Source organism: Thiomicrorhabdus heinhorstiae, assembly GCF_013391765.2.
Lineage (GTDB): Bacteria > Pseudomonadota > Gammaproteobacteria > Thiomicrospirales > Thiomicrospiraceae > Thiomicrorhabdus > Thiomicrorhabdus heinhorstiae.
The window spans coordinates 1-25,746 of record NZ_JACBGI020000026.1; the positions used below are offsets into that span (position 1 = coordinate 1).

21 protein-coding genes are annotated in these 25,746 nt (G+C 49.9%); 12 read left to right on the forward strand and 9 right to left on the reverse strand.

Translation table 11 applies throughout. The features are described 5' to 3' along the window. Window positions 1-525: 525 nt before the first annotated feature. The 6 genes from H8792_RS10315 (at window position 526) to H8792_RS10340 (ending at window position 5,015) form a co-directional block, all read left to right on the forward strand. Entirely contained in the window at window positions 526-819 is a 294-nt protein-coding gene (locus tag H8792_RS10315) for a hypothetical protein (RefSeq protein ID WP_185978881.1), read from the forward strand. Between the two features lie 201 nt (window positions 820-1,020). Next, the gene (locus H8792_RS10320) at window positions 1,021-1,527 is read left to right on the forward strand and encodes a MotA/TolQ/ExbB proton channel family protein (RefSeq protein WP_185978882.1); all 507 of its coding nucleotides are present in this window, start codon (window positions 1,021-1,023) and stop codon (window positions 1,525-1,527) included. Window positions 1,528-1,535: 8 nt separating this feature from the next. Then, window positions 1,536-1,883 (forward strand): DUF2149 domain-containing protein, encoded by a 348-nt coding sequence (locus H8792_RS10325; RefSeq protein WP_185978883.1) that lies wholly within the window; start codon window positions 1,536-1,538, stop codon window positions 1,881-1,883. Between the two features lie 565 nt (window positions 1,884-2,448). Beyond that, complete coding sequence (gene rimK / locus H8792_RS10330; RefSeq protein WP_185978884.1) at window positions 2,449-3,354, forward strand: 30S ribosomal protein S6--L-glutamate ligase; 906 nt, start codon at window positions 2,449-2,451, stop codon at window positions 3,352-3,354. Next, window positions 3,354-4,430, forward strand: coding sequence for a succinylglutamate desuccinylase/aspartoacylase family protein (locus H8792_RS10335; RefSeq protein WP_185978885.1), 1,077 nt, complete (start codon window positions 3,354-3,356; stop codon window positions 4,428-4,430). The genes rimK and H8792_RS10335 overlap by 1 nt, the downstream gene beginning before the upstream one ends. Before the next feature lie 18 nt (window positions 4,431-4,448). After that, entirely contained in the window at window positions 4,449-5,015 is a 567-nt protein-coding gene (locus tag H8792_RS10340) for a mechanosensitive ion channel domain-containing protein (protein ID WP_185978886.1), read from the forward strand. Here the strand turns inward: H8792_RS10340 and H8792_RS10345 are convergent. From H8792_RS10345 to ectA, 6 genes are all read right to left on the reverse strand, one after another. Further along, a complete protein-coding gene (locus H8792_RS10345) occupies window positions 5,012-8,095 on the reverse strand; it encodes an efflux RND transporter permease subunit (RefSeq protein ID WP_185978887.1) in 3,084 nt (1,027 codons plus the stop codon). The two genes, H8792_RS10340 and H8792_RS10345, sit on opposite strands and share 4 nt — an antisense overlap. Before the next feature lie 5 nt (window positions 8,096-8,100). After that, the gene (locus H8792_RS10350) at window positions 8,101-9,210 is read right to left on the reverse strand and encodes an efflux RND transporter periplasmic adaptor subunit (protein ID WP_185978888.1); all 1,110 of its coding nucleotides are present in this window, start codon (window positions 9,208-9,210) and stop codon (window positions 8,101-8,103) included. A 95-nt stretch (window positions 9,211-9,305) separates the two neighbouring features. Then, complete coding sequence (locus tag H8792_RS10355; protein WP_185978889.1) at window positions 9,306-10,712, reverse strand: sodium/proline symporter; 1,407 nt, start codon at window positions 10,710-10,712, stop codon at window positions 9,306-9,308. After that, window positions 10,709-11,110, reverse strand: coding sequence for an ectoine synthase (locus H8792_RS10360; RefSeq protein WP_185978890.1), 402 nt, complete (start codon window positions 11,108-11,110; stop codon window positions 10,709-10,711). The genes H8792_RS10355 and H8792_RS10360 overlap by 4 nt, the downstream gene beginning before the upstream one ends. 53 nt (window positions 11,111-11,163) lie before the next feature. Beyond that, window positions 11,164-12,429: a diaminobutyrate--2-oxoglutarate transaminase gene (ectB, locus tag H8792_RS10365; RefSeq protein ID WP_185978891.1), complete on the reverse strand. Its 1,266-nt coding sequence runs from the start codon at window positions 12,427-12,429 to the stop codon at window positions 11,164-11,166. A 39-nt stretch (window positions 12,430-12,468) separates the two neighbouring features. Next, window positions 12,469-13,017, reverse strand: a complete 549-nt coding sequence (ectA, locus tag H8792_RS10370) for a diaminobutyrate acetyltransferase (RefSeq protein WP_185978892.1) — start codon at window positions 13,015-13,017, stop codon at window positions 12,469-12,471. Between the two features lie 451 nt (window positions 13,018-13,468). Between ectA and H8792_RS10375 the strand changes: the two genes are divergently transcribed. From H8792_RS10375 to H8792_RS10400, 6 genes are all read left to right on the forward strand, one after another. Beyond that, window positions 13,469-14,152 carry a response regulator transcription factor gene (locus H8792_RS10375; RefSeq protein ID WP_185978893.1) on the forward strand — a complete coding sequence of 228 codons (684 nt, stop codon included), beginning with the start codon at window positions 13,469-13,471 and terminating at the stop codon, window positions 14,150-14,152. Continuing rightward, on the forward strand, window positions 14,145-15,476 hold the full coding sequence (locus H8792_RS10380; protein ID WP_185978894.1) for a sensor histidine kinase: 1,332 nt from the start codon (window positions 14,145-14,147) through the stop codon (window positions 15,474-15,476). Before H8792_RS10375 ends, H8792_RS10380 begins: the two co-directional genes overlap by 8 nt. Before the next feature lie 101 nt (window positions 15,477-15,577). After that, window positions 15,578-16,786 (forward strand): TolC family protein, encoded by a 1,209-nt coding sequence (locus H8792_RS10385; RefSeq protein WP_185978895.1) that lies wholly within the window; start codon window positions 15,578-15,580, stop codon window positions 16,784-16,786. A 69-nt stretch (window positions 16,787-16,855) separates the two neighbouring features. Then, window positions 16,856-17,968, forward strand: a complete 1,113-nt coding sequence (locus H8792_RS10390; protein ID WP_185978896.1) for an efflux RND transporter periplasmic adaptor subunit — start codon at window positions 16,856-16,858, stop codon at window positions 17,966-17,968. Window positions 17,969-17,978: 10 nt separating this feature from the next. Next, window positions 17,979-21,086, forward strand: coding sequence for an efflux RND transporter permease subunit (locus H8792_RS10395; RefSeq protein WP_185978897.1), 3,108 nt, complete (start codon window positions 17,979-17,981; stop codon window positions 21,084-21,086). Between the two features lie 12 nt (window positions 21,087-21,098). Further along, a complete protein-coding gene (locus H8792_RS10400; RefSeq protein WP_185978898.1) occupies window positions 21,099-21,416 on the forward strand; it encodes a DUF3240 family protein in 318 nt (105 codons plus the stop codon). A 76-nt stretch (window positions 21,417-21,492) separates the two neighbouring features. Here the strand turns inward: H8792_RS10400 and adk are convergent, their stop codons facing one another. The 3 genes from adk to H8792_RS10415 form a co-directional block, all read right to left on the reverse strand. Next, window positions 21,493-22,140: an adenylate kinase gene (gene adk / locus H8792_RS10405; RefSeq protein ID WP_185978899.1), complete on the reverse strand. Its 648-nt coding sequence runs from the start codon at window positions 22,138-22,140 to the stop codon at window positions 21,493-21,495. 118 nt (window positions 22,141-22,258) lie between these two features. Next, entirely contained in the window at window positions 22,259-23,152 is an 894-nt protein-coding gene (locus H8792_RS10410; RefSeq protein ID WP_185978900.1) for a fructosamine kinase family protein, read from the reverse strand. Window positions 23,153-23,170: 18 nt separating this feature from the next. Further along, on the reverse strand, window positions 23,171-25,624 hold the full coding sequence (locus H8792_RS10415) for a penicillin-binding protein 1A (RefSeq protein WP_185978901.1): 2,454 nt from the start codon (window positions 25,622-25,624) through the stop codon (window positions 23,171-23,173). Between the last annotated feature and the right edge of the window lie 122 nt (window positions 25,625-25,746).

Sequence of the window (25,746 nt, forward strand, 5' to 3'; positions counted from 1 at the left end):
GGATTAAGTATTAAAACTTATCTTGAACAGTAATGCAATTAAAGGTGATTAAGCTAAAATCAAAAGGGTCAGACTCGATTGTTTTTTGATAGTCTCGATTGAGAAGCCTTTTTAAAACTTCACTTTGCCTTTATCTCTCCAAACAGGTTTCTCCTTACCTTTTGTTGTTCGACAAAAGGTAGGCGAAAAACGAACCCCGTTCCGCTTGCTAAGGCTGAGTAGCGCTTAATTTTGCGCGGCTTCAACTCCCTCGCTTCGCTCGGTCTGACAGCACCGCCGCTATTGCAAAATTTTTGCTAACTCAGCCTAAGCGCACTCCAAAGGGGAGATTTTGGTCTTTAGGCTATGCTTTCGCGTAGCTCCCTTTTTACTATTTTCAGGCAATAGATTCCTTTTTCTTCGTTTGCTATTTATAGATTGGGTCGTTGAAACCTAATACTTTCAATAAATTGTTGTTATGAATCGCTTTCGAAGAGTTGATTAGAATAACGCTTTCTAAATATTCCAGAGAGAAGGTGATTTGAAATGAGCCATTTTAAAAATATTGTTAAAGATACCAATATCAGTTCGGATGAGGCCTTACGCAGATTTGATGTGAATCTGGAGAACCTATGCAGTTGCGGTTTGCCTGCTGAGGAGATGGAGTCTAAGGTTCGCGAGTTATCAAAACTGTCTGCTTGGTTGCAGGAGGCGATTGAGAAGGGCGAAACCATGGAAAACCTGCAACCTCGTGCTTCGCAACTGGCAAAGCTGGCCTTTGATGTAGGCTGCTGCCGTGATGAAGTTGAGCAACTGCTCACCATCTATCCCAAATACTGATTCCTTTCATCGCTTACCGTTCCCGCGCTTCTTCGCGGGAATATCAATTTTTCTTCGATTAATCGAAACTTCATTCATCCCCACTGCGACAATTTGTCACATTGTCTATTTACTCTCCGGTTTCTAAAATTTTCGGCATATTAATAATGCTGTGATTACTCGTTTTAAGGGGAGTCGGTCTAGCTCTTTTCGGGAGAGAAAATGAATTTTATTGAATTGACGATGGCGGAAGTGGCCAGTCTGTTTTTAATGCCGGTTTTGGTGATTTTGGCATTGATGTTTGCCTTCGCTTTTTACGAATTGGGACGATTCGGCTGGGAGTGGTTAATGCGCTCTTTGGGTAAGGATGCCCATCAGCCTTTAAATCATTTTTGGAAGAAGAACCCGCAAGCCGATCAGCAGGAAGTGGAACTGCAACTGTTACGTGAGATTGAACCTTTACGTTTGGTAAGCCGTATTGCACCGATGTTGGGGCTCGTCGCGACCATGATTCCAATGGGACCGGCATTGATGGCGGTGGCGAGCGGCAATTTTATGGAAGTCGCCAGTCAGCTGACGGTGGCTTTTGCTGCGGTCATTATTGCGTTGTTATCCGCTTCGATGACTTTTATGACACTTTCGGTACGCCGTCGCTGGTTGCTGGAAGAGTTAAAAGCCTTGCTGAAAACTCGAATCTCACAAGCTGAACCGCAGCTGAAAGCGGCTTGAGGTGCGAGATGAGTCAAATCGATCTGAATATTATTGAAGAAGACGAAGACGATCCGATTTTGAGCGTGGTCAATATGGTTGACCTGTTCCTGGTGGTGATTGCGGTGTTGTTGATTATTGTGATGAGTAATCCGATCAACCCGTTTAACAGCGCTGAAAACGTCACGGTGATTAAAAATGCCGGACAGCCGAATATGGAAATTCTGGTTAAAGAGGGTGACGAGCTTAAAGAGTATAAATCGACCGGACAGATGGGCGAAGGTAAAGGCTCTAAAGCCGGTGTTGCCTACCGTTTGGAAGACGGCAGTATGATTTATGTGCCGGAGGGAATTCAGGCTTCCGGTTCTCTTCAATAGCGGGGTGCGACAATTTGTCGCATTGTCTGACGGCGCTTAAGTTCTTACAATCGATTCTGTCTTACAAGTGTTGCTTGTTATCGGGGCTTCCCCGCCTCGATATCGAATCAACGCTTCAAAATTTTTAAATCCGCAACCTGACCAGAAGCGGATTGTTCATAGATTGCCCACGTTGCACGGTTGCGCGAAATACTTCGATTAATTAGAAGATTTTGCCGCCGTGTTTTTTTATGTCTGCAAAACCGCGGTTTTACTTCCCTTCTTATTATTTCTTAAGGTACACTTAATTTTGAACAATCTGTTCCCACTTTTAGCATGGCAAAACGGCAGTCTGCGCTTTTTGCCATGTTCTTTTCATGCTTCCCGATGATCTGATTTTCCTTCAAGGAATGTCTTGGCAAGGCATCTTCCGGGCCTTTTATTCGCCGAGCGGTTTGTAAAATCGTTTTTTTGAGTCTAGACTTGATTTAACGCTATCTGTGCTGAAAACTTAGAGCGATAATAGCCATTTTTTATATTCGGTTTATATGGCTGTCAAAACAGCCGCTTTTCGTAAGGAAAAAGCATGAAAATTGCCCTACTATCCCGTGGTCCGGAACTTTACTCTACTCGTCGAATCGTTGAGGCTGCAGAACAGCGCGGCCACGAGATAGAGGTGATCGATGCCCTGCGCTGCTATATGAATATCAGCAGTATGAATCCGCAGATTCACTATAAAGGTCAGCTTCTGGAAGGGTTCGACGCGGTGATACCTCGTATCGGAGCTTCGGTGACGTTTTACGGCACGGCGGTTCTGCGTCAATTTGAGATGATGGGCGTCTATCCGCTTAACGAATCGGTGGCGATCAGCCGTTCGCGCGATAAGTTGCGCAGTCTGCAACTGTTGTCGAGAAGAGGGATCGGTTTACCTGTAACCGGCTTTGCGCATTGCCCGGACGATATCGACGACATGCTGCAAATGGTTGGCGGCGCGCCGGTAGTGGTGAAATTACTGGAAGGTACCCAGGGAGTCGGTGTGGTGCTGGCGGAGACCCATTCGGCAGCCGAAAGTGTTATTCAGGCCTTTCAAGGCTTGAAAGCCAATATTCTGGTTCAGGAATTTATTCGTGAAGCCAAGGGTGCGGATATCCGCTGTTTTGTGGTTGGAAATAAAGTCGTAGCCGCCATGAAACGCCAAGGGAAAGAGGGCGAATTCCGTTCCAATCTGCATCGGGGCGGTAGCTCTTCTCTGGTGCGAATTACGCCTGAAGAACGTTCGACGGCTATCCGGGCCGCGAAGATCATGGGATTGAATGTCTGTGGTGTTGATCTGTTGCGATCCAACCACGGGCCGGTGGTTATGGAAGTGAACTCTTCTCCCGGTTTGGAAGGGATTGAGGCGGCTTCGGCAAAAGACATTGCCAGTATGATGATCGAGTTTTTAGAAAAAAATTATAAACCGCATCGCACAACGACCCGAGGCAAGGGGTGATGAAAGGCAAAAAGCCCAATCATCCGATAACCATCGGGGGTATAACGGTTTTGCCCGGCGAGCGCCGAACCATCGAATTGACGGCCGGCAAACTGTATACCCACTCCGAACTGACTATGCCGGTGCAGGTGATTTGCGGTCGGCTTGACGGCCCGGTTCTGTTTGTCTGCGCGGCAATTCACGGCGATGAATTAAACGGAGTTGAGATTATTCGCCGTCTTTTGAAAATCCGTTCCTTGAATCGCATGCGCGGCACTTTGATTGCGGTGCCGATTGTCAATTTGCACGGTTTTATTCACGGTAGCCGCTACCTGCCGGATCGTCGCGATCTCAACCGCAGTTTTCCCGGTTCCGAAGAAGGCACGCTTGCGGCGAGAATGGCTGCCTTGTTTATGAAGGAAGTGGTCAGCCAATCGACGCACGGCATCGACCTGCATACCGGCGCGATCAATCGTACCAATCTGCCGCAAATTCGCGCTAACCTGGCCGATTCGGAAACGCGACGTTTGGCCGAAGCATTTTCCGCCCCGTTGATGTTGAACGCTTCTTTAAGAAAAGGTTCTTTAAGATCGGCAGCGGTCAAACACGGTATTCCGATTTTGTTATATGAGGCTGGAGAGGCCTTGCGGTTCGACGAAATTTCCATCCGTGCCGGGGTGCGCGGCATTGTTAATGTCTTGCGCGAACTGGGTAATCTGCCGAAAACTCGCAGCAGCACACCGGCGAAAAAAAGTTCGCGTGCGGTGGTGTCGCACAAAAGTTTATGGGTAAGGGCCGAGCAAAGCGGAATCTTCCGCTCCGTCGTTATAGACGGTGCACGGGTCATTGCCAACGAAACGTTGCTGGGGGTGATTTCCGATCCGTTCGGCGAGAGCGATTGCGAAATCTATTCGCCTTATAACGGGATTGTGATCGGTCAGATGAAAATGCCTTTGGTGAACGAAGGGGAAGCGCTGTTCCATATTGCGCGTTTTGCACGCAGTGATATCGTTGCCGATAAGGTCGATTCCTTCCATGAAGAGATTCAGCAGCAGGGACGTTTACTCTATCCAAGCGATGATATTCCGGCACTATAAAACTTTGAGAGGTTGTCGATGCAGTTACCCTATTGGCAGATTATTTTCAGTTCGCTGGTTGTCCTTGCATACTGGGGGTTGAGCTGGAGTGTCAAGCTGCTATTGACCCGCCTCGGGGAGAGTAAATCCGTTCCCGCCGTTCGGATCGATCATATCCTGAAGTATCTGAAGGTGATCGGCGTTTTCGTTGTGCTGATTCTGCTGATGATGATTTGGGGCGTTGATTATCGAGGTCTGCTGGTTCTGGCCTCGTCGGTGGTTGCGGTTTTGGGTGTGGCGCTTTTCGCGCAGTGGTCGATTTTGAGTAATATCACCGCCGGTGTGATTGTTTTCTTCTCTTTTCCCGCTCGCATCGGCGACGAAGTTGAAATTATCGATGGAGCCAACAGTCTTCGCGGCACCATCGTCGAAATCAATATTTTTCAAGTAGTGCTGCAAGATGCCGACGAGCATTTGATTGCCTATCCGAACAGCCTGATTCTGCAGCGCCCGGTGATCAAACACGATAAGCCTCCGGCGGAACAGGAAAGCAAACCTCTGCCGAAGATGGCGCAACGTATCCAGCAGTCGCGCCGCCAGTCTTAAAGCGAAGTGCGTTTCTGTTGCAGTTCTTTTTCCAGTTTATGGGTGGTATACAGCGGCGAATGCGCTCTGCGTGCCAGCCATGCATAAAACATCGGAATCACAAACAGGCTCAGCAGCGTCGATAAGGCAACCCCCCAGAAAAGCACATAACCAAGGATCTGTCGCGTTTCCGCTCCGGCACCGCTGGAGAAAATCAGCGGAATCGCTCCGGCACAGGTGGTGATCGCCGTCATCAGAATTGGTCTTAAGCGCAGCTGAGTCGCGCGGATCAAGGCATGATACAGAGAGTAGCCGCGATCACGCAGCTGGTTGGCGAATTCGACGATCAGAATCCCGTTTTTGGTCGCCAGACCGATTAACAGAATCAGCGCGATCTGACTATAGAGGTTTAATGTCAGGCCGTGCAGCCAGAGAGCGAACAGACCGCCACCGATGGCCAAAGGAACGGTAAACATAATAATCAGTGGCGAGATGAAGCTTTCGAATTGTGCTGCCAGCACCAGGAAAATCACCACCAGCGCAAACATGAATACAAAATACAGCGAAGCGCCGGTTTCAAAGAACTCTTTCGATTGACCTTTGTAGTCGAACACCGCTGTTTCCGGCAGCTCTTTTTTCGCCAGATCATGCAGATAACTAAGAGCGTCGCCGAGTGCAAGGTCGCCGTCCAGGCGTGCCGATAGAGTGATCGAACGCATGCGGTTATAACGGTTGAGGCTGGCGGCATCCGCATAGCTGTCGATCTGTACGACTTCTGCCAGAGAGATCATATCTCCCTGATTACTGCGCAGATAGATCTGGTCCAGATCCTGCGGATCGCGGAATTGGCTGTGATCGGCTTCAAGCAGGATATCGTACTCTTCCCCTTTGTACAGGAAGGTCGTGACTTTCTTCGAACCGAGCAGAGTTTGCAAAGTCCCGTTGAGGGTTTCCATATCGATTCCCAATGCTTCGGCACGAGGATAGTCGATATGCACCGCCAGCTGCGGCTTATTCGGTTCAAAATCCCAGTCCAGACCGCTTAGTCCCGGATTGGTTTTGTCGATAGCGCTGTCCATGATTTCGCGCCATTCCTTGAGTTCTTCGTAGCTGTTGCCGCTAATAACGAACTGTACCGGGCTGCTGATGCGTCCACCGATACTGGAACGCATAATCGGCACCGCCTTGATGCCGCTTAAATCGGCGAGACGTTTTTTGACTTCGTCCATAATCGTAAAGGCGGAACGGCGGTCGGCCCAATCGTTGAGAACGATAATGGCAAAACCGGTATTGAATATCTGCCCGTTCGAGAAGGAACGCGGCGAACGAACCAGCAAACGCTTGGCTTCGCCGGATTCGACTAGAGGCATCAAGCGCTCTTCGATTTCGTGCAGATAAGTCTGCATATAATCGAAGCTGGCACCTTCGGGACCTTTTATCGAGATGAAGAAGGCGCCGCGGTCTTCTTTCGGCAGATACTCTTGCGGTGTTTCTTTAAACCAGACGTAACTCAGTGTAATCAGAGCGGCAAACAGCGCCAGCGGAATCCACGGACGGCGTAGCAGTCCGGTGAGCAGTTTCTGGAATAATGGATGCGAAACGCGTTTGGCGGTTTTTTGCGTCGCGCGGGCGCGGAGAATCTTCGAAGCCAGAGCCGGGGAGAGCGTTAGAGCAACCCAGCTGGAAAACAGCACCGCTACCGATAAGGTGATGGCGAATTCGGAGAACAGACGCCCGATATTGCCCTGTAAAAATCCGATCGGCATAAACACCGATACCAGAACCAGAGTGGTGGCGATAACTGCAAACCCGACCTGGCGTGTTCCGAGATAGGCGGCGCTTAGTGGCGAATAGCCGCGATCCAGATGGCGCTGCACGTTTTCCAATACCACTATGGCGTCATCCACGACCAGCCCGATAGCGAGGACCATCGCCAGCAAGGTCAGCAGGTTGACCGAGAAGCCCAGCATCCATAGAACCCAGAAAGTGGCGATCAACGAGACCGGCAAAGTCACCGTTGGAATCAGTGCTGCTCGGACGTTACGCAGAAACGCCAGCATGACCAGTACCACTAGCCCTAAAGCGATAAATAGGGTTTTATACACTTCATTGACGGCACTTTCGACAAACACCGAAGCGTCATAACTGTTTTCCAGGCTCATTCCTTCCGGTAAGGTCGGATTAAGCGCATCGCGGCGTTCTTTGGCGAGATTAGCCACCGTTAAGGTGTTGGCGTTGGATTGTTTGATAATCCCGATTCCGACCATCGGAATACCGTTACCCTGGAAGATACGGCGTTTTTCGACTGCGCCGAGCTCGACTTTGGCAACATCGCCGAGACGAAGCTGCATCCCGTCGGACTGTTTAATAATCAGGGTTTCCAGTTTGTCGACCGTCGATAGCGGCTTTTTCATTTGCAGCGTCAGCAGCACCTGATCGCCTTGTAGACTGCCGGCCGGCAATTCGACATTGGAGGCTTGCAAACTGTCTTCCACGTCCTTGACGGTAACGCCGTACAGCGCCATTTTTCTCGGATCGAGCCAGATTCTTAAAGCGTACGACTGGCCGCCACCGATACGGATACGGGCCGCTCCGTCAAGCACCGCAAAGCGATCGACCAGATAGCGTTCGGCGTAATCGGTCAGTTCGGCAACCGTCATGCGGTCGCTGACGAGGTTGAACCAGATAATGACGCTCTCGTCGCCGTCGACTTTTTCGACTTCCGGTGCCAGAGCCTGTTCGGGGAGATTGTCGAGAATCCGCGAGACGCGGTCGCGAATGTCGTTAGCAGCGGCATCGATATCGCGGCTGAGATTAAATTCGACTTTGATTTTGGATAGCCCGTCGGTCGAGGTGGATTCGATGTAGCGAATACCGGAAATCCCGGCAATACGGTTTTCGATGACTTTGGTAATCCGGGTTTCGACAACACTGGCGGAGGCACCGGGGTATTTGGTGTCGATGGTGACGATAGGCGGATCGATGTTGGGGTATTCGCGCAGACTCATGCGATCGAAAGCCATCAGGCCGAAAGCCAGAAGTAACAGAGAAACCACAACGGCGAGAACCGGACGTTTAACGGAAGTATCCGAGAGCCACATAGCGTTCAGTTCCCGTTTGCGTTACGCGCTTTGGCTCGGATCAGATCCGCCAAAGGCGCATGGTTTTGATAGGCTTTAACGCTGACGTTTTTTCCCGACATCAGACGCATGATGCCCTGGCTTACCACGCTGTCGCCGGCTTTTAAGCCGGAAAGGACTTCGATGCGATCCGTATAACGTCGGCCGACCTGAACCTCGATGCGTTCGACTTTGACACCTTTATCGGATTCTTGCAGGCGGTATACGAAATTGCGCTCGCCCAGCATCAGTAACGCCGTGGTCGGGATGCTGATCAACAGTTTGGTCGGCAGAAGCAGTTTGGCATTGACCTGCATATTGCCTTTAAGTTCACCGAGCGGATTTTCCAGCAGAGCACGAACCTGTAAAAGCGCGCTGCTTTCATTCAATCGCGGTGCGATGGCGATCACATGGCCTTTAAAGACTTTTTGCGGGAAAGCGGCATGACGGACTTCGACCTCTTGATTCAGAGCGACTTGCCCGACGTAGGCCGCCGGTGCTGCCATATCGAGGTACATCTGGTCGGTCGAGTCGAGGGTGACGATGGTTGTGGTAGGCGTTAACAGTGTGCCGACCGTGACCTGCTTAAAGCCCAAATGGCCACTAAAAGGCGCGAGAATACTGCGTTCATTCAGATCCGCTTCGATCAGATTGCGTTCGGCAATGGCAACCTGCCAGGTACTGTAGCGCTCATCGATCACCGACTGGGTAATATTGCCGCGGCCTTTTAGCTGATTGGCGCGGCGGTATTGCCTGAGAGCTTCCTGTTCGACCGCTTTGGCTTTTTGCAATTCGGCAAGAGTTTGACGGTTATTGAGTTCGACCAGCAATTGGCCTTTTTGCACGGTCTGGCCGTCTTCGAAATGGATTGCGGTAATGCGTTCGCTCAGCTGACTGCGCAGGTCGACTGATTGCTTGGATTGCAGAGAAGCCAGAACTTCAAGCGATTGCGGGAGCTTGTCGATTTCCACCTTGTAGGCGATGACCGAAATCGACGGTTTCTGGGGCTTCTGCCCGGCATCGGTTTCGGCGTAAGAGACCTCGGATATCAAGCTTAAGAACGTGATAATGAGAATGGAAATTAGGGGCTTTGGCATTTTCGCTCTCTATTGAGAATGGTTTGAAGTCATCATCTAAGAGTCACGTTAAAAATGCAATTGCAAAAGTACCGTTTGCACGTTTTTTTCAAAATTTAAGAAGTTGATTGTCGATTCTGCAATACCAGGAGTGTTATAAAACTCGCAAGCATACCTGCAGCAGCAGGATAAAGCTGGGCCAACGAAGATGTTTGACCGGCAAGCCAAAATACCAATAGACCGCTAAAGACGGCTCCAAACACGGCGCTCTGCCGTAGATGAACTTCATCGTCGTAGTGACGAGCTACCCAATAAATCAAAGAACCGAAAGCGGAGGCTAGTAAGCCCCATGCATCCAGAACCAGTTCAAAGACGGTTTTTTGATTACTAAGGGCAATAATCGTCGCCGTCAAAAGCACGATAAAAGTTGATAATTTGGTTAATAAAAGGCTATGTCGCCATTGTGGAATTAAATCGCGGCTAAGCGTGGCCGAACATGAAAGCACAAGTGAATCCACTGTTGACATGGTTGCTGCAAATAAGGCTGCAAGAATTAAGCCGACAAATAGTTCAGGCATCAACTGCGATGCGAGTACAGGCAGTGCAGTTTCAGAATCGAAAGCATCTGCGGAAGGGATTAAAACTCGACTGATGAGACCGGCACAAATTGTTAAGGCATAAAACGTTATGAACCAGAAATAGTAGTAACTTTGCATTTCGCTCACTCTTCGAGAAGGGTCGAGAGTCATGAAGCGAATTACGATATGCGGTTGGCCGATGACGCCCATGCCGCCGAAAAACCAACCGACGATAAATAGTATGCTACCGAGAATAGCGGTTTCGGGAGGAAATAGGCTCATATAGTTGTCCGAAACAGAATTCAAAGCTTGTAAAAGTGGTGTGATTCCTCCTATCTGGCTATAGCCGAAGACTACTAAAAGAGCCATACCCAGCAGCATCACGGTAGATTGTGCTGCGTCAGTCCATATTGATGCTCTTAGCCCTCCCAAGAGGCTATAGATGAAAATAATTGCTGCAGCTGTGATGATACCGATTTGTTCCGACCAACCGAGCAAGGTTTGCGTTGCTTTGGTTCCGGCTTTTAGCTGCGCCGCTGCATAAACGGTTAAAAAAAGAAGGATTAAAACTCCGATCATGAAGCGAATTTTTTGCGGATTTCCGGTCAAACGATCAGCAATCAGTCCACCGAAAGAGTGGACTTCATTACGGTGACTGGATTGTTGAATTCCATAAAGAGCCCGGCGCTGAACCCAATAATCCCCTAAAATCCAACCGATCATTAACCAGATGGATGATAGGCCCATCGTATAGGTTGCGCCGATCATACCGATAAACATAAAACCGCTGTTATTAGTTGCTACGGCGGACAGGCCTACCAGGGCGGGATGAACTTTCCGGCCAGCAAGAAGGTAATCGGACGTCGTTTTTTCTCGTACAAGATAGCTGGCGACCCCGATCAAGAGAAATAATCCCAGGAACCCCAAGAAACTGGAGTAAATCATTTTTCGTCTTGCGGTAGATTATAGGAACCGTCTTTATCGTGGGTTTCACGCCCGGTAACCGGTGGATTAAAAACGCATACCGTACGGATTGTAGAGCCCTTATTGGCTCTTAAAATGTGTTGATCGTGCTCATTTAAAGCATATACGGTTCCTTCGCGAATCGGATGGGTAATGCCGGTGGCTTTATCGTAGATTTCGCCTTCGCCCTCGATGCAGTAGACTGCTTCAAGGTGATTTTTATACCACAGGTGAATTTCTTCGCCTTCCTTGATCAGAGTGTCGTGCAGGGAAAACCCCATACCGTCTTTGGCTAATAACAGGCGGCGACTGGTCCATTGCGCGGAATCCACATCCGCATCGGTGCCGATAATGTCGTCGTATAGGTTGCGTACAATCATATTGAATCCTCTGTTTTTACCGCGCCGCAAGTTTGCGGCGCATGAATTAAATGTTATTGGTAGTGCTGTTGACTGCAGGTTTCAATCGCCTGCTTAAGAATATCAAAACCTTCCTCGATCAGCGCTTCGCTAATGATTAAAGGGCCGAGGAATTTGATGACATTTCCTTCGGAACCGGCGGTTTCCACAACTAACCCCTTATCAAAGGATTCACTGCAGATTTTACTGCACAGCTCGGCATCGTGAAATTCGATACCCCAGATAAAACCGTGACCGCGCACGTCGCGAGTCAGGCTCGGGAAAGTCAGGGCCAGCTCTTCCATCCGCTGCTGAATTAATTTTGATTTCGTCTTGATCTCATTGGAGAAGTGATCGTCCGACCAATAGGTGTTGATGGCGGTAGTCGAGGCAACAAACGCCAGGTTATTGCCGCGGAAGGTGCCGGAATGCTCGCCTGGAGACCACTTATCCAGTTCGGGCTTCATCAGTACTAAAGACATTGGGTGGCCGCCGCCGATGGATTTGGAGAGGGTGACGATGTCCGGTTTGATGCCGGCGCGTTCGAAACTGAAAAAGTCTCCGGTGCGGCCGTTGCCGACCTGAATGTCGTCAACGATCATTAGAGTGTCGAAGTCGTCACAGATTTTTCGCAGTTCCTTCAGCCACTGCACCTCGGCGACATTGATGCCGCCCTCGGCCTGGATGGTTTCCAAAACAATTGCTGCCGGCAGTTCGGTTCCCGAAGAGGCATCTTCGAGAATTTTTCTCAAATAGGCGATGGTATCCACTTTTGCTCCCAGATATTGGTTGTACGGAACCTGAGTGGTATAGCCGGGCACGCCGTAACTATCGTCGTGATAGTAACGGTTGCCGGTAATGCTCAAAGAGCCCATCGACATACCATGAAAGCCGTTGGTGAAGCTGATGACCTGTTTACGTCCCTTTACTTTTCGGGCAATTTTCAAAGCGGTCTCGATGGCATTGGTTCCGGTCGGGCCGACAAACTGAAGTTTGTAATTGAGATGGCGCGGTTGGAGGATTTTGGTTACAAAGGCTTCGATAAAATCGCGTTTGGCGACCGTTCCCATATCCAGCGCGTGGCCGATGCCGTTATTCTGCATATAGTCGATTACGGCTGCGTTGATGTGCTGGTTATTGTGGCCGTAGTTCAGTGCGCCGGCACCGGCGAAGAAATCGATGTAACGTTTGCCGTCTTCGTCCCAGATTTCGGCGTTTTTCGAGGTCGAGAACACGGTCGGAAAAGAGCGTATATAGCCGCGAACTTCTGACTCGTAGGTATTAAAAATTTCTAAAGACATAGTGAGGTTTCTCGTGTTATCAAGTTTAAATTATTTTGTTTAAATACCGGCAAGATATTCGTTGAGGTTTTGTTCGTGCGGTGCTTTCAATACATAGTAGTCTTCCGCTTCATGTTCCTGTCCGGCGAAATGCTCCTTATCAAGGAAGGGGTGGATCTCAAGCCTCAGGCCGAAACTTTTGGCGAGGCTTTTGAAAACGCCTTGCGAAGCCTGATTGGACGGACTGATCGTGCAGGCGATCGAGCGTAGAGGCTGGCGACTAAAAGCATTTGCCTGCTGGATGAGACGGCGGATTAGACCCTTGCCGATCCCTCGGCCTCGGCCGCTTTCTGCGACAGCCAGTTGCCAAACAAATAGCTGATCCGGCTGGTCAGGACGCAGGTAACCGGAAACGAAGCCGAGCAGGCTCTGATGGTTTTCGGCGACGACGCAAGTCTCGGCGAAATGTGAGCTTTGCAAAAAATACAGATAGCTCGAGTTCACATCCAAAGGTGGTGATTCGCTGATAAGTTGATGAATTTTTATGCCATCCTCCAGAGAGGGACGACGAAAGATGGTTGGCCTGTTTTTGTTAGTATCGGACTCCATAATAATAGTCTTCGGTTAAAGATGAATCTTTGACCAATCGCGTTAAACCAAAATGAAACCTTGACGGCGCAAGGGCTCCGTAAAATTTGAGAAACACAAAAGACGTGAAGGACATAGTTGCTGCGGGCATAGAGGCACCTGCGCAGTTACGCCTTACGATTGATCCTGAGGGTTGTGCCCGTTGGATTAGACTTGACCCGTGAGGGCCTGAATAGACGCGCCTAAACGCAAAAGACAGTGTATTTTGTACAACTGAATAAAAGATAATAAATATCGGTTTTTGTTTAAAAACGCGCCCATGATAACAAATGAGATTAGAATTACAAGTTTGCCTAATTTGGTGTTCAGGTCGTTTGAATGATGGTAAGTTTATAAAAACTAACCGGTTTTCTATGCAAGAATCTGGCGGAAGATTGGATGAGATGGTCGGCCTGAATCCTATGGAGAGAAGATGAAACTATTGTTGGTGGAAGATGAGCCTTTACTGGTTGAAACTTTGGCTCGCCGTCTGAGCGAGGCGAAATTTTTACTCGATACGGCTACCGACGGCGAAGAGGCGCTCTATCTCTTAAACGAATTTTCTTACGATTTGGTGATCCTGGATCTCGGTTTGCCTAAGCTTCCCGGTTTGGAAGTTTTACAGACGTTGCGTGCCGATCAAACCAATAATAATCGTTCGATACCGGTGCTGATTTTGACCGCGCGCAATGCCTGGCAGGAAAGAGTGGAAGGTCTGAAGGCCGGAGCTGACGACTATGTCGGCAAGCCGTTTCAGTTCGAAGAGCTGCTGGCGCGTGTCGAGGTGCTTTTGCGCCGCAAGGAAGGCGTCAGCGAAAAACTGGCGATCGACGATATGGTTTTGGATTTGGCATCCAAACAGTTGACGGTCGGAGAACAGGCTTACAATCTGACGATGACGGAGTTTCGTTTGATGCGAGTTTTTCTGGCGCAACCGAACCGGGTGTTTTCCAAGGATGAATTGATTCAGCGCATCGCCGACCAGAACTACGACCGAGAGAGTAACGTCATCGAAGTGTATATCCGTAAGTTGCGAAAAATGCTTGGCAAAGAACGAATCGAAACCCTGCGCGGTCTCGGTTACAAATTGGTTGTCGGAGGAGCGAAAGATGACTAATCCGTTTAAAAAGGAAGCATCTTTGCAACAGCAGCTGTTCGCTTCTATTCTGGTGAGTCTTTTAGTGATCTTTTCGCTGTTCTGGTGGTTGTCCGAGTCGGCGATTCATAAGCTGACGGAATCCTATCTGTTGACTCGACTGGAGCACGATACCGATTCCATTCAGCGTAATATCGAGCCGGTGCAAAACGGTTGGCGTGTCGATCCTAAAGGGATTGAACCCATCTATTTAACGCCTTATTCCGGACACTATTATGTGATTCAAACCACTGACGGTCGTGAAATCAAATCGGACTCGTTGGAAGATTTTCCTTTGTATCTGAAACCCTTTGACAGTGAGGTTGGAGTCTACGAAACCCGCGGTCCGGTCGAGAATACGATTCTGGTTCGCTCGCAGACATTAACCGTTGATGGCGAAAAGATGAAAATTTTTGTCGCCGAAAACCACGAGCCGATCCAGAAGGTGCTGTTTCAATTCGATGCGTTATTCGGGATTCTGACCATTTTGGCGTTATTGAGTCTATACGGTTTGCACAAATGGTTGCTGAAACGCAGTTTCTCTCGCTTGGAGCCGCTAGAAAATAAATTACGCGAATTCCAGCTCGGGCATCGTATCAAGATCGATTCGAGCCTTTACCCGCAAGAAGTGGCATCATTGATCGACGGCTTGAATCTCGCACTGCAACAGTCGCAACTGCAGTTTGAAAAATCGCGCCAGCACAATGCCAATTTATCGCATAGTTTGAAGACGCCGTTAAACATGATTTTTCAGCTGTTGGATAGTGGAGATCTCGATAACCAGAAGAACATCGCCGATCTAAGACAACAGAGTAATATCATTCTGTCGTTAATCGAACGTGAGTTGAAAGCCGACCGTATCGCCCGTCATCAAGCCTTGTCTCCCTTGGTTCTTCTGCCTTTGGTTGAAGAGTTGCAGTCGACATTTTCGCAACTTTATCGCAGTAAAGACCTGCGTTTCCGCATCGAAGTGGAGGATCAGGCGCAGTTGCAGATGGAGAAGGAAGATGCCTACGAGTTATTGGGCAATTTGCTGGATAACGCCTGTAAATGGTCGACGGATCTGGTCAGTTTGAGTTTTCGTGACGGTGTGCTGTGTATCGAGGATAATGGTCCCGGCGTTTCCGATGAAACACTCAATCTGCTGGAAAAACGCGGCTTTCGTGGCGATGAAACCAAACCCGGGCATGGAATCGGTCTGTCGATGGTCAAGGAGCTGGTGTCCGCCTATCATGCGAGACTTCTATTCGAACATTCCAAGTTCGGTGGCTTGAAAGTCTGCATTGATTTCTCTAAAAAGAATTAATTCTTCTCTCCATTAAACTTTTTCTAATCTTTTTTCAGGTTCGATTCATCTTGACACCTTAAGCTGGCACCCTAATAGTCAAGTCATATTAGGGTTTTTCAATGCTTGCAATAATCAATCGTAATTTTTTATTAGCCGTATTATGCGTTTATCCGGGGTTGGCCGCTGCGATTTCAGCGGATTACCGTTCTTTGTTGGATAAAGTTCAGGAGCGTCAGCCGGAAACTGTTCTTCAGGGAGCTTTATCCGAGTCGACGCAGGCGGCGCAAACACAGGCGGATAGTTGGATCGGTGGTGACGTGGTTCTGAAGTTCCATCATGAAAACGATTCCGGTTTGGATAATCAGTCAATGCAGAATTGGCAGCTGGGGGCGGAAGTGCCGATCCAGCTTCCGAGTCACCGCCAGGCAAATCAGGCGCTTGCCGAAGGGTTCAATTATCAGAACAGCATCTATTCCCGTTACCTGCGCTTGCGGGCGTCGGAAACGCTCCGCCGCATCGTGTGGTCCTATCGTCAGGCCGAAATCGAGCTGCAGGCTGCGCAGGAAAATTATGCCGGTTTGTCCAGGATCACCGATCGCGTGCGCTTGAGAGCGAAGTTGGGTGAAGTGCCGAAACTGGACGTTCTAATGGCGGAACAGAGTCTGTTGGAAGCCGAAACGCAGCTACGCCGTAAACAGGCGGATTTAGATACCATGCAGGGTCAATATCGGGCTTGGAGCGGCAGCGATAACTTGCCGGCAGATATCGAAGAAACTTTGAGAAGCGAACGCTCGTTTGACGAACATCCGAAGATTCAGTGGTTGCAAGGTATGACTCAAACCGGTGAAGCGAAAGTCCAGCAGGCGCGCGCGCAAAAATACGCCTCTCCGTCCATTTATCTGGGGGCTCAGCAGGATCGAACCGTTACCGGCGAAGACCATTCGTGGGTTGTGGAATTCAGTGTGCCTCTTGGAACCGATCCGCAGCACGGCAGTCGTGTCGCCGAAGCCAAGCAGGCGTTATCAAACGAACAGCAAGCACTTCTGCAAGCCAAACAGCAGCTTCTGGAAGATCAGATCAAAGCTCAAGCGGAGTTAAGTGCCAGTCGTCAGGCAATGGAAGCGGCGCAACAGCAACAGACACTGCAGCAGCAGGCTCTGCAAATGGCAGACAAGTCCTACCGCTGGGGCGAATCCAGCTTGAGCGATTTTCTTCGGGTACAAAACAAAGCGGCCTTGGCGAACAGCCGTCTGTTGTTGACCAGCGTCAAATATCAGCAGGCAATTGCCAATTTAAATCAACTTTACGGCTATGCCCTGGATGAGTAAGTCATGCAATTCAAATTACAACAGTTAAACGATTCTCGCATGCCGGCGGGCTTAGGAGAGGAAAAAGCAATGGGAACGAAAAAGATGAAATGGTTTGTTTCTACGATGGTATGGATGTTGAGCGGCACGGCGTTCGCTCAAGGTCTGCAGGTAAACGATCTACAGCGACAAGCGATGGGCTTGGAAACACAAACCGCGCAAAGCGTTTCTCAGGTTCCGAGCGCTTTGTTTCCGGCCGAGGCGATCATGCCGTTGAATACGCTGCGCGCACTATCGAGCCCGACTGCCGGTCAGGTCAGCGAAATTAAAGTCGTTCATGGCCCGGTTAAACAGGGTGAGACGATTTTACGTTTGCAAAGCGCGCAATTGCTGGCGATGCAAAACCGTTATCTGGCGACATTGGCGGATTTGGACGTTGCCAAATCGCAAGCCCGTCGCAGCCAGGAACTTTACGACAATGGCGTTGCTTCGGTTAAACGTTTGCAGGCGGATAAAGCGCAGTTGAGAAAACTGCAAACCGAGTTGACGCAGCAAGAGCAGGAGATGGTCTTGTTAGGTATGGATCAGGCGCGTTTGAAATCCTTAAAAACACAACGTCGTTTGCAAAGCAGCGAACTGGATCTGAAAGCACCGGTTAACGGGCAGCTATTTGATATGAAAGTACGTCTTGGCGAACGTGTCGAAGCCAATCAAGTTCTGTTTTCGCTTGGTGAAGTCGATCCGATTGTTCTGGTTGTGCGTGCGCCTTTGAGTGTTGCCAAAGGGTTGAGTGAAGGCTTGTCGGTTGCTATTGACGGTAGTGACAAGGTCGGCAGTATTGCCCATATCGATCCGGTGGTTGATTCGATGACGCAGACGGTGGATGTGCATATCCGTGTCGAAAATAAGGACGGTGAATTCCACGCCGGACAGTATTTGAAAGTGCGTTTCCTCCAGCCTGCGACCCAGAATGTCTTCCAGACCTCGGCTCAGGCGTTGACTTCTTTCGATGGCAGCAATGCGTTGTTTGTCGATCAGGGAGGGCAGATTGAAGCCGTAGCGGTTGAAGTGCTGAGCGTTGCCGACGGGCATCTGTTCTTTCGTCCGGTCAATGATTCTTCGGCAACTTTGAGTGTTTACAGTCGCGGTACGACCGCGATTAAGTCGGCACTGGAAGCGGTTGCTGATCCGCAAGGCGAATAAGGGGGCTGCTATGTTAGCGCGTTTTTTACAGTTTTTCCTCGTACAGAGAACCCTGGTCGTTCTGTTGGTGTTAGCGGTTGTTGCCGGCGGTTGGCAAGCGTTCCAGAAAATCCCGATCGATGCCTTCCCGGATGTATCGCCTTCCCAAGTTAAGATGATCTTTAAAGCGCCGGGTATGACGCCGGCCGAAGTTGAACAGCGAGTGATTGCGCCATTGGAAATGGAACTGCTTGGTTTGCCGAAACAGCAGATTCTTCGTTCCCTGGCAAAGTACGGCCTGGCGGATATTACTCTGGACTTCCGCGAAGGAACCGATATTTATTGGGCTCGGCAGATTGTTGCCGAACGTCTCGGTAACGTGAATCTGCCAGCCGGCGTGACCGGCGGTATGGCGCCTTTATCGACGCCTTTAAGTGATGTCTTTATGTTTACCATCGAAGGCGATGCGCTGAGCAATATGCAGAAACGCGATCTGCTGGACTGGGTGATCCGTCCGGCGTTGCGTTCGGTTCCGGGCGTTGCCGATGTTAACGTGCTTGGTGGTCTGGCGCGTACCTATGCAGTACAGCCGGATTATCAAAAGCTGGCGGCCTATCAGATCGGTTTGCCGCAGTTGATGGAGGCCTTGCAGAACAATAACCAGAATGACGGTGCGGGGCGCTTGCATCAGGGTGAAGAAGTATTGCTGGTGCGTACTCAGGGGAACTTGAGTTCGATTGCCGATATCGAAAATATTGTGGTGGCCTATCAGAATGATGTGGCGATCAAGGCCAAAGATCTGGCGACGGTAAAAATCGATTCGATCTACCGTAACGGTGCTGTGACTCAGAACGGTAAAAGCGAAGCGGTGCAAGGTTTGGTAATGGCGTTGAAGGGTGCCAATGCGCGTGAAGTGGTCAGTGGAATCGAAGCGCGTTTGCAGGATTTGCAACCGGCTTTCCCGAAAGGGATCTCTGTCAGCGCTTTCTATAACCGTAGCGATCTGGTTAATACCGCGATTTACGGGGTTTCCAAAGCTTTGATGGAAGCGGTGGTTCTGGTTCTGGTAGTTCTGCTGGTATTCCTGGGGAATGTGCGTGCCGCTTTGACGGTCGCTCTGATTTTGCCTCTGGCCGCCTTGATGACCTTTATTCTAATGCGTTATTTCGATCTGTCGGCGAACCTGATGTCGCTCGGAGGTCTGGCGATCGCGATCGGGATGTTGGTCGATGCCGCGGTTGTGGTGGTTGAGAATATCGTTTCTCATCAGGAGAAAGACCAGCACAGTGCTTTCTCTTTGCCAAAAATGCATATTATTTTCCGTGCCTTGAAAGAGGTTTCGGTGCCGGTTATTTCCGGGATTTTGATCATTATGACGGTCTTCCTGCCGCTGTTGACGCTGGAAGGGTTGGAAGGAAAACTCTTCGTGCCGGTTGCAGTGACAATTATCTTTGCTTTGGGTAGCTCCCTGTTGCTGTCCCTGACGGTGATTCCGACCTTGGCATCGTTTATTCTCGGCAAGCCGTCACATCAGGAGCCTTGGTTGATTCGCCAAATCAGCCGAGTTTATCGTCCGATTCTCAGTTGGAGTTTACAGCATGATAAAACCGTGGTTCTGGTAGCGGTATTGTCTTTGGTTGCCGCCGGTGGAATCTACACTCAGGTCGGTAAAACCTTTATTCCGCAGATGGACGAAGGGTATGTAATTCTGCAGATCGAAAAGTCGCCGTCAGTCAGTCTGGAAGCTTCGACGGCCATGGATATGCGTATTCAGAAAGCGGTTATGCAACAGGTACCTGAAGTCACTCGGATGGTAGCCCGTGTCGGTTCCGACGAGATCGGTATGGATCCGATGAGTTTGAACGATACCGATACCTTTCTGATTCTGAAACCGAAAGAAGAGTGGCGTATGCAGACTAAGGACGAGCTGATCGAAGCTGTACGTCATGTACTGGATACTCAATTTCCGGGGATTAATTACGCTTTCACCCAGCCGATTCAGATGCGTGTTGACGAAATGCTGACCGGTGCGCGTGGTGACGTGGCAATTAAAATCTTCGGTGACAACCCGGATGAAATTAACGAGGTTGCCAAAAAGATGGTGACCATGGTTGAATCGATCCAAGGTTCGCAAGATGTGTTTACCGCTACTAACGACGGTTTACGCTATCTGCAATTGGAAGTGAATCGCGATATGGCCGGTCGTCTCGGATTGAGTACGGTGCAGGTTGAAGAGCTGCTTCGCTCGCAGATCAACGGTCTGGAAGTCGGAGTAATTTACGATGGAATTCGTCGTGTTCCTTTGACTTTGCGTGCGCCGGAATCCTACAAGGCCTCTGCGTTTGAAATGCTTAATCAGCCGATTACCGTGCGTACCGACAAGGGTGTACAGACTATTCTTCTCAATCAACTGGTTGATGCCAAAGAAGTAGATGGGCCTGTGTCGATTCAGCGCGAGCAAAGTAAACGTTTTGCCGTAGTGGTGACCAATGTGGTCGGCCGTGATTTGGTTGGTTTCGTTGAAGAAGCCAAGGTGAAGGCCAAAGAGCTGAGCATTCCGGCCGGTTACTATTTCGAATGGGGCGGTAAGTTCGAAAACCAGCAGCGCGCGGCGCAAAAACTGGCGATCGTGGTGCCGGTAGCGCTGGTATTGATCTTCCTGATTCTGTTTTCGACCTTCAAGTCGATTCCGCAGGCGGTGATGGTCATGATCAACGTACCTTTCGCTTTGATCGGCGGGATTCTGGCCCTATGGTTGACTGGTGAATATCTGTCGGTTCCTGCGTCGGTCGGCTTTATTGCACTGCTGGGGATCGCGGTTCTCAACGGGGTGGTGATGATCAGCTACTTTAATCAGCTGCTGGCGAGCGGAATGAATGTTGCGCAAGTGGTGGTTGAAGGGGCGATGCGTCGTCTGCGTCCGGTATTGATGACCGCTTCGATCGCAGCACTTGGTCTGGTACCGTTGGTCTTCGCGACTGGTCCGGGGTCTGAAATTCAACGTCCTTTGGCTATCGTGGTTATTGGCGGTTTGATCAGCTCGACCCTGCTGACACTATTGATTTTACCGATTATTTATCGACGTTTCGGTTTGCGCAGTACTGCCGATGGCGTTGCTGAACCGTCTACAGCGAATTAAGGAGGCCGAAATATGAGTCTACCGCAAGCGTGTGTGCTACGTTTGAGTTTCAAGAGCGAACTCTACGATGAAATGACCGATGCTCTATTGGGTTTCCCGCATCGACGTTTAAGTTTCTGGGGTACCGGGATTCAAATGCATCATGAGCAGTTGCAGGCGATTACCGAACAGGTTTCCGGCTATCAGAGACAGTCGGTGATTGAAGTGAAGACCGATTTACAGGAAGCCGAAGTATTGTATCGCCATCTGTATGAGGCGGTCAGTGGTTTCGACACCTGTTTAATCCCAATCCTGCAGCCGGAGTGGTTAATGCAGAAAGATCTGCAGTAATTTAGCCGTAATCGGTCACAACAAAAAACGCCAGCATAGAGCTGGCGTTTTTGTTTTATCGGGTCTGACCGAAGACTTATTTCAAAGCCGTCAGGATCGATTTTTCAACTTCTTCGATAGATTGAGTACCGTCGACTTTAATATATTTAAGAGCGTCGTTAGCAGCCGCTTCACCTTGGTAGTAGTCGACCAGAGGCGCCGTTTGCGCATGGTAGACTTTCAGACGATCCAGAACCACTTCCGGTTTGTCGTCGTCACGTTGTACAAGGTCTTCGCCTGTGATGTCGTCTTTGCCTTCAACCTTAGGCGGATTATAAACAACATGGTAAGTACGGCCGGAAGCCAAGTGGGCACGGCGACCGGACATACGCTCAACGATCACTTCGTCGGCAACATCAATCTCAACCACCGCATCAATCGCCACACCGGCATCTTTTAGTGCATCGGCTTGTGGAACGGTACGAGGGAAACCATCCAAGAGGAAACCGTTTTTGCAGTCGTCCTGAGCGATACGTTCTTTAACCATTCCGATAATGATCTCATCCGTTACCAGCTTACCTTCGTCGATAAACGCTTTGGCTTGTTTACCCAGTTCGGTTCCGGCTTTGATGGCAGCGCGCAGCATGTCACCGGTGGAAATTTGCGGAATGTCGAACTCTTTGGTCAGGAATTGGGCTTGAGTACCTTTACCGGCGCCAGGCGCGCCTAATAGAATGAATTTCATTATCTGTCCTTGGGAATGGTCCCGATTGATTACTGTTGCAGAACCTGACGAGTTCAGGTCCCAAAATCTTGCCGGCTATTATACGGACTTTGATCCTTAGGGAAAAGTTCGCCTTGTTTTACAATCCCTTACTTTTTAACAGCTGACGAATGGTTTGCAGAGATTGGGTCTGATAGTGACCGCCAAACAGATTGTAGTGGTTGAGGATGTGGTACAGATTATATAACGGCTTGCGATTCTGATAGCCTTTGTCGATCGGAAAAACTTCGTTGTAACCCTGATAGAAATCATTCGAGAAGCCGCCGAACAGCTCGGTCATTGCCAGATCGGTTTCACGGTCGCCGTAATAGCTGGCGGGATCGTAGATGACCGGGTCGCCGTCCTGGGTAAAGGCACTGTTGCCGCCCCAGAGGTCGCCGTGCAGCAAAGAGGATTCCGGTTGATAGTCCTCGAACCAGAGGTCGAGATTCTGGATCAAACGATATCCTTCTTCGTACAGCTGAGGACTGGCTCCGCGCAGGGATGCGAGTTCCAGTTGCGGTGCCAGACGTTGCGAGCCGTAAAAACCGATCCAGTCGCTATGCCAGCGATTATGTTGATGGTTATTGCCGATGAAGTTGTCTTCAAACCAGCCGAAGGGTTGAGTTTGAGAATCGCGGTTGATCTGATGATGCATCAAGGCGATGTCCTTGCCTCTTTGCCGATCGTCACCGCGGTGATTCAGTTGCAGGTATTCCATCAGCAGCCAGGACTTGCTTTCATAGCTGCCGCAGGCGAGCGGTTCTGGCGCTTGAATGCTGAGGCTTTTGCGGATTGCGTTGAGATTGTGCTGTTCGGTTTCGAATAAAGGCAGGCATTCGCGGCGATTCATTTTTAGAAAGAAATTACCGCGATCGGTGTGCAGTTGGTAGGCTTGGTGAATGTCTCCGCCGGAGACGGGATGTACGCTGCTGATTTGGAGAGGATGGTCAAGATGATCGTTTAAAGTGTGGGCGAAATCTTGCCAGTCCATAGTTTCTCCTTTTGCGTATCAGTCAAACAGCTCGTTGGTAATGGTTTCGATCTGCTTGCGCGTTACTTTCGGTATTTCCGGCGCACGGTCTTCGCGGAAGATCTCATAGATCGCATTGGCTGTTTCCGGCGGTACCGCTTGTCCCGTTTCCGGATCGATCGGTACATTGACAATCCCTTCCGGTCTCGGGAACGGAATATTCGGATAAGGTTTTAAGGCATCCTGCATATAATCCATCCAGATCGGCAGGGCAGCGCGCCCACCGACTTCACTGCGTCCAAGCGTAGACGGCTGATCGAAACCGACCCAGACGGTGGTGACGACATTCGGGTTGAAACCGGAGAACCAGGCGTCTTTCTGATCGTTGGTGGTTCCGGTTTTACCGGCGATATCTTCGCGTTTCAAGGCGCGGGCGCGTTTACCGGAGCCGACGCGGATAACGTCCTGCATGATGTCGGTCATAATATAGGCGTTCAACGGATCGATCGTTCTTGGTGCGCGATCCTCTTCGGGAATCTCACACGGTTCTTCGCGACAAGCCTGCTTCGGCTTGGCCTGGTAGAGAACTTCACCATTATAGTTACGGACTTCCTGAATAATATAAGGATCGATCAGATAACCGGTGTTGGCAAAGGTCGCGTAGGCGCGGGCAACTTCCCAAGGCGTGAACTGAGCACTTCCCAGCGCAAGAGAGAGGTCTTTATGCTGGTTGAGTTCGTTGAGCGGGTAGCCGAAATTCTGGAAGTAGCCAATGGCGTTGTCGATACCGACTTTCTGCATCAAGCGGATCGATACAAGGTTACGCGAATAGGCCAGGGCTTTGCGCAGGCGGGTCGGGCCGTAGTAGCGTCCGGAGTAGTTTTCCGGACGCCAGAAGTCTTCGCGATAGTTATCTTTAAAGACTACCGGGGCGTCATTGATGGTGGTTGCCGCGGTCATGCCGTTTTCCAGAGCAAAAGAGTACAGGAACGGTTTCATGTTGGAACCGACCTGACGACGCCCCTGAGTTGCGCGGTTGAACTTGCTGCGGAAATAGTCAAAGCCGCCGACCAGCGCTAATACACGGCCGTTGTTGGTATCCAGCGAGACTAAAGAAGATTCGGTTTTCGGATCTTGCGCCAATTGCCACTGTTTATTCAGATATTCAAGGTAGATGACGTCGCCGACTTTCAGAACCTGTTTAGGCGAAGTCGGTTTCTTGCCGACATAATTGACCGATTTGTAAGGGGCGGCCCATTCCATCGTGTTAAACGGAATATCGACCGAATCGCCCGATTCCATCATAACCTGCGTGGTTTTGCCTTTGAATCCTGTGACGACGCCGGCCTTCAGATCACCGTAGTTAGGGACCTCTTTCAGGTTGTCGAGCAGTGCCTGATTGTCCTGCAACAGGTTTGCGTCCAGGGTTTTGACCGGGCCGCGGTAACCGTGGCGGCGTTCATAGGTTTGCAATCCGCGGTAGACGGCATCATTGGCCTGTTCCTGCAAACGGCTATCAAGGGTTGTGACGATAGTCAGACCGTTATCCAAGGCCTCTTCGCCGAATTTTTCCAAAGCGAATTGTCGCGCCATTTCCGCAACATAACCGGCTTTTACGTCGATGTTAGCGGAATGCAGGCTGGCATGGACTTCCACAGCCTGTGCCTGTTGCATCTGCTCTTCGGAGATGAAATTCAGTTCATACATGCGGCGCAGAACATAGTTTCGGCGCAGTTTGGCTCTTTCCGCATTTGCCAAAGGGTTGTATGCGGACGGGGCTTTCGGCAGACCGGCGATCATGGCGTATTCATCCAGACTCAGGTCATTGATCGATTTACCGTAGTAGGTTTGCGCGGCGGCACCGACACCGTAAGAACGGTAGCCCAGAAATATCTTGTTGATATAGAGCGCCAGAATTTCCTGCTTGCTGAGTTCGTTTTCGATTTTGTAGGAAAGAATGATCTCGTTGAGTTTTCGCAGATACGTTTTTTCCTTGCTCAGGAAGAAGTTACGCGCTACCTGCATGGTAATGGTCGAACCGCCGGATTTTTTATGTCCGGTTGTGATCAGGTCATAGACGGCACGTCCCAAACCTTTAAAGTCAACACCGCCATGCTCGAAAAAGTTTTCGTCTTCCGAAGCAATGATTGCCTGTGTCATGCGCTCGGGAATTTCGTGATATTCCAGCGGCAGACGCTTTTTGGTTCCGATTTCACTGATCAGCTTGCCGTCTTGGGTCAGGATACGCAGAGGCACCTGGTAGGTAACTTCTTTCAGGGTGGCGGGATCAGGCAACTTCGGGTAGATGGTAATGACATAGAAGATTGCCGCGGCAACCGGGATAATCATGAGCGAAGACAGGATGCTGAACCAAGCGAACCAACGAACCCAGCGGCTTTTTTTAGGCGCCTGTTTTTTGGGAGCCGGTTTTCTCGCTTCTTTAGTGATTCGGGGTGTTTTTTTAGGATTAATGGTTTTTTCTTTTGGGCTCATGAGTCACTCTGAATGAAAGATTCGGATCGGCAGACATGAGGAAAATGCCGGGGTTTCCTTTCAAAGGTCTCATTATAGCGGTATGGGCTGAGAAGAGTGGGATGAATTGTTGAATTTTAATG

Excerpts from the sequence above, each read along its gene's own strand:
- H8792_RS10315 (WP_185978881.1), top strand. The coding sequence starts at position 526 with ATGAGCCATTTTAAAAATATTGTTAAAGATACCAATATCAGTTCGGAT.
- H8792_RS10320 (WP_185978882.1), top strand. The coding sequence starts at position 1,021 with ATGAATTTTATTGAATTGACGATGGCGGAAGTGGCCAGTCTGTTTTTA.
- H8792_RS10325 (WP_185978883.1), top strand. The coding sequence starts at position 1,536 with ATGAGTCAAATCGATCTGAATATTATTGAAGAAGACGAAGACGATCCG.
- rimK (WP_185978884.1), top strand. The coding sequence starts at position 2,449 with ATGAAAATTGCCCTACTATCCCGTGGTCCGGAACTTTACTCTACTCGT.
- H8792_RS10335 (WP_185978885.1), top strand. The coding sequence starts at position 3,354 with ATGAAAGGCAAAAAGCCCAATCATCCGATAACCATCGGGGGTATAACG.
- H8792_RS10340 (WP_185978886.1), top strand. The coding sequence starts at position 4,449 with ATGCAGTTACCCTATTGGCAGATTATTTTCAGTTCGCTGGTTGTCCTT.
- H8792_RS10345 (WP_185978887.1), bottom strand. The coding sequence starts at position 8,095 with ATGTGGCTCTCGGATACTTCCGTTAAACGTCCGGTTCTCGCCGTTGTG.
- H8792_RS10350 (WP_185978888.1), bottom strand. The coding sequence starts at position 9,210 with ATGCCAAAGCCCCTAATTTCCATTCTCATTATCACGTTCTTAAGCTTG.
- H8792_RS10355 (WP_185978889.1), bottom strand. The coding sequence starts at position 10,712 with ATGATTTACTCCAGTTTCTTGGGGTTCCTGGGATTATTTCTCTTGATC.
- H8792_RS10360 (WP_185978890.1), bottom strand. The coding sequence starts at position 11,110 with ATGATTGTACGCAACCTATACGACGACATTATCGGCACCGATGCGGAT.
- ectB (WP_185978891.1), bottom strand. The coding sequence starts at position 12,429 with ATGTCTTTAGAAATTTTTAATACCTACGAGTCAGAAGTTCGCGGCTAT.
- ectA (WP_185978892.1), bottom strand. The coding sequence starts at position 13,017 with ATGGAGTCCGATACTAACAAAAACAGGCCAACCATCTTTCGTCGTCCC.
- H8792_RS10375 (WP_185978893.1), top strand. The coding sequence starts at position 13,469 with ATGAAACTATTGTTGGTGGAAGATGAGCCTTTACTGGTTGAAACTTTG.
- H8792_RS10380 (WP_185978894.1), top strand. The coding sequence starts at position 14,145 with ATGACTAATCCGTTTAAAAAGGAAGCATCTTTGCAACAGCAGCTGTTC.
- H8792_RS10385 (WP_185978895.1), top strand. The coding sequence starts at position 15,578 with ATGCTTGCAATAATCAATCGTAATTTTTTATTAGCCGTATTATGCGTT.
- H8792_RS10390 (WP_185978896.1), top strand. The coding sequence starts at position 16,856 with ATGGGAACGAAAAAGATGAAATGGTTTGTTTCTACGATGGTATGGATG.
- H8792_RS10395 (WP_185978897.1), top strand. The coding sequence starts at position 17,979 with ATGTTAGCGCGTTTTTTACAGTTTTTCCTCGTACAGAGAACCCTGGTC.
- H8792_RS10400 (WP_185978898.1), top strand. The coding sequence starts at position 21,099 with ATGAGTCTACCGCAAGCGTGTGTGCTACGTTTGAGTTTCAAGAGCGAA.
- adk (WP_185978899.1), bottom strand. The coding sequence starts at position 22,140 with ATGAAATTCATTCTATTAGGCGCGCCTGGCGCCGGTAAAGGTACTCAA.
- H8792_RS10410 (WP_185978900.1), bottom strand. The coding sequence starts at position 23,152 with ATGGACTGGCAAGATTTCGCCCACACTTTAAACGATCATCTTGACCAT.
- H8792_RS10415 (WP_185978901.1), bottom strand. The coding sequence starts at position 25,624 with ATGAGCCCAAAAGAAAAAACCATTAATCCTAAAAAAACACCCCGAATC.